The 3,409-nt window shown below is 28.3% G+C and carries 4 protein-coding genes; 1 reads left to right on the forward strand and 3 read right to left on the reverse strand.

The window, feature by feature from the left end; genetic code table 11:
- Window positions 1-239, forward strand: a 239-nt coding sequence (galT, locus tag ACTG3S_RS12920; RefSeq protein ID WP_439129755.1) for a galactose-1-phosphate uridylyltransferase, incomplete at its 5' end; no start/stop codon positions are given.
- Window positions 240-613: 374 nt separating this feature from the next.
- Here galT and ACTG3S_RS12925 read toward each other — a convergent pair.
- From ACTG3S_RS12925 to ACTG3S_RS12935, 3 genes are all read right to left on the reverse strand, one after another.
- Window positions 614-982, reverse strand: a complete 369-nt coding sequence (locus ACTG3S_RS12925; protein ID WP_439129756.1) for a response regulator — start codon at window positions 980-982, stop codon at window positions 614-616.
- 111 nt (window positions 983-1,093) lie between these two features.
- Entirely contained in the window at window positions 1,094-1,735 is a 642-nt protein-coding gene (locus tag ACTG3S_RS12930) for a response regulator (RefSeq protein WP_439129757.1), read from the reverse strand.
- Window positions 1,735-3,409: PAS domain-containing protein (locus ACTG3S_RS12935; protein ID WP_439129758.1), on the reverse strand; the 1,675-nt coding region annotated here is incomplete at its 5' end. The genes ACTG3S_RS12935 and ACTG3S_RS12930, both read right to left, overlap by 1 nt.

Raw genomic sequence — 3,409 nt, forward strand, 5'->3', positions numbered from 1 at the left:
TGCTTACAAAGACGTACGATGCTTTATTTGAATGTTCTTTTCCTTATTCTTCTGGTATACATCAAGCACCCACAAATGGTTTAGATAATAGTCATTGGCATTTTCATATGAGTTTTTATCCGCCTTTATTAAGAAGTGCAACTGTAAAGAAGTTTATGGTAGGTTATGAAATGTTTGGTACACCACAAAGAGATATTACCGCAGAACAAGCAGCTAAGAGGTTGAGAGATTTGTTGTAATTTAAAAAAATTACAACAAATATTATGATGGAGATTAAATAGATGATTTAATTCAAAAAAAAATCTAAGCTTAAAGCAATGAAGAGACTGAAACTACTTTAAATTATTATTTTAGGTATTTTGCTTATTTCAAGGTTTTTGGTTCTATTTTACATTTGTAATGTTATTTATATGTTCCCCCATTAATATCTAAAATATTCCCCTAATAATATATATTTAACAACCTAACTTATAATATAAGCTAAATTTTTCCCCCCATAAATTTAGCTTATATTTTGTTTTTAAGTTAAAAAACTATTTTTAAATAAAAAGACCAAACATAACTAGTTATGTTTGGTCTTTTTTGTAATTGATTTTTTTTAAAAAAGATTTCTTTAATCAGCGTTTGCAATATTGCTAATTAATAGCTCAAAATCTCTTGATTTATCATAAAATTTCTTTGCACCGTTTTTTAGGCATATTTTTTTTAATTCGATATTCATAGAAAAAACGAAGACATCAACTTTTATCTGTTTTTCTTTGAGCCATTTTAGTAATTCTATACCATTACCATCGGGCAAACTTAAATCGAGAATAATAATATCATAGTCTTTTTTGGTTAATTCCGTCATTCCATCTTGTAAATTATTACAAAGATTAGCTTTTTTTATAACCTCTAAGTCTTGTGCACTTTTATATAACTTCTCACCAATATGAAAGTCGTCTTCGATTAATAATAGATTTTTTTTTTGTTTAACGTGCATAACAATCAAAAGTAATAAAAAAAATTAACTTTTGACATAAGCATAATTCTTATTTATCTAATTTACAGATTTTTATGATTATTAATAAAAAAAGTGTTCATAAAAAACAATCTATAAAGAGGTTAAACCTTCTCTAATTGCATATTTTGTTAATTCTGGAATCGTATGTAAATCTAATTTTTTCATTAAATTATTTCTATGAACATCTACAGTTTTTGAACTAAGAAACAACAACTCACCTATTTTTTTAGATGAATTTCCTTCGGCTATCAATTGCAAAACTTCAATTTCTCTAGAACTTAATTTTTTTTGATCTGACTTATCATGTAAAAGTTTAAGATAGTCTGGGTTTATGTTTTTGGAGAGGTATTTTCTGTTTTGCATTACTGTGGTAATTGCGGTAATTAATTCTTCTGAATCTCCATCTTTTAACAAATACCCATAGCCACCTGCTTTAAACATGCCTTGTATAAATTTCTTATTAGCATGCATAGAAAGCCCAATTATTTTAATTTCTGGTTGCGCTTTTGTAATTTGTTTTGCAGCTTCTATACCATTTAAACCCTCCATAGCAATATCTGTAACAACAACATCTGGGTTTAATTTAGCACATAATTTAATAGCGTCTCTACCATTTGACGCTTCTCCAATTATCTTAAAATTAGCTTTTTGTTGTATAATGTTTTTTAAACCATCTCGTAGTATTTGATGGTCGTCAACTAACATAATATTTACATTTTGGGGAGAACTCATTACTTTAAAGGTACAAAAAATTTAATTTTTGTGCCAATATTTCTCTCAGAAATAATTTCAAACTCTCCATTCATATTTCTAATTCGTTCTTTAACCGCAAACAAACCAAACCCAGAATTTGAGTTTACATTGTTATTAATTTTGGCCGTATTAAAACCTTTACCATTGTCTGATAGTTCAACTATAATGGTTTTTTTATCTTTTATTATATCTAAAGTAATTAAAGATGCTTCTGCATATTTTATGGTATTTGTAACAGCCTCTTGTACACATCTAAATAATAAGATAGATTTAAACTCACTAAGGTTAACAGTATCAACATTACTATTAAATTTAAATTGAATAGTGTACTTTTCTTCTATTGCATCTGCATACCATTCTAATGCATCTATAATACCTAGTTGGTATAACACAGGTGGAGATAATTCGTAGGTTATTTTGCGGCTATTTTCTAATGCTTCCGAAATATGGTTTTTAATAAACTCCAAGTCTTCTTTTACATTTTTAAGTGCTACTTTTTTCTCTAATTCTACAATTCGCATTCGTGAAATAACTAGCGATTGACTTAAATGATCATGAATATTAGCTGCTATTTCCTTTTTTTGTTTTTCTTCTACTAAAGAAATTTCTTGAGACAACCTTTGAAGAGAAGATTGATAATTTTCAATTTCTTTTTTTGCCAATATCCATTCAGTAACATCTCTATTAGAAGCTACTAAAGCAACTACTTCATTTTTTTCTATGATAGGAGATACTGATTTTTCTAACCAAATATAGTGTCCTTTTTTATGACGTGCTCTAAAGGTTAGTGCATGTAAGTTTTTGCCATTTAAAATATGTCTTTTAACTGCTTCTTTTACATTGGGTACATCATCTTTATGAATCAAATCATCAAAATGGTTTTTTAAGAGTTCTTTTGGTTTATAACCTAATAAATTTTCTACTGAAGGACTGATGTATTTGAGTCTGTTACCGGTGTCTTGTAAAGTAATGATATCATTGGTATTTTCTGCCAATAAACGATAAAGTTCTTCTGCCTCTTTTCTTTCTGTAATATTTACATTCGTTCCAAGGTATCCGATAAATTCATTTTTATCATTAAACATTTTTTTAGCTGTACCTTCTACCCAAAATATTTCATTATTTTTTTTATTTAAAAATCGATATTCAAACCTCCAATTATCATTAGTTTGAATAAATTTGTACCAATTATCCTTAATATGTTGAAGATCATCTGGATGCAGAGCATTTAACCATCCTTTTCCTAAAGCATCTTCCTGACTCATGCCTGCCATATCAAGCCAAGTTTCATTTACATAGTTGCAATCTCCATCTATTTTAGTTGTATAAATGGCAAGAGGAGACTTTTCTGTATACGATTTAAATTTAGCTTCACTAATTTCTATTTGTTCCTTTGCGGTTAAAATTTCTATTTTTGCATTTTGTTCGTCAGTAACATCTATATTACTACCAATCATTCGTATAGCATTGCCTTTACTATCTCTAGAAACAATTGCGTTACCTTCTATAAAATGAATTGAATTATCTGGCCAGATGATTCTAAAAACCGAATTAAAGTCTCTAACTCCAGCAAGTGCATCGTTTAAATCTTTATTAGCTCTTTCAAAATCCTCTGGATGAAGCCCACTTTGCCAAGCATCAAGTGCTCCTGAA

The organism is Polaribacter sp., assembly GCF_965656025.1.
Classification (GTDB): domain Bacteria; phylum Bacteroidota; class Bacteroidia; order Flavobacteriales; family Flavobacteriaceae; genus Polaribacter.

Bases quoted from the DNA above. Each gene is read 5' to 3' on its own strand.
- ACTG3S_RS12925 (WP_439129756.1), bottom strand. From the start codon at position 982: ATGCACGTTAAACAAAAAAAAAATCTATTATTAATCGAAGACGACTTT.
- ACTG3S_RS12930 (WP_439129757.1), bottom strand. From the start codon at position 1,735: ATGAGTTCTCCCCAAAATGTAAATATTATGTTAGTTGACGACCATCAA.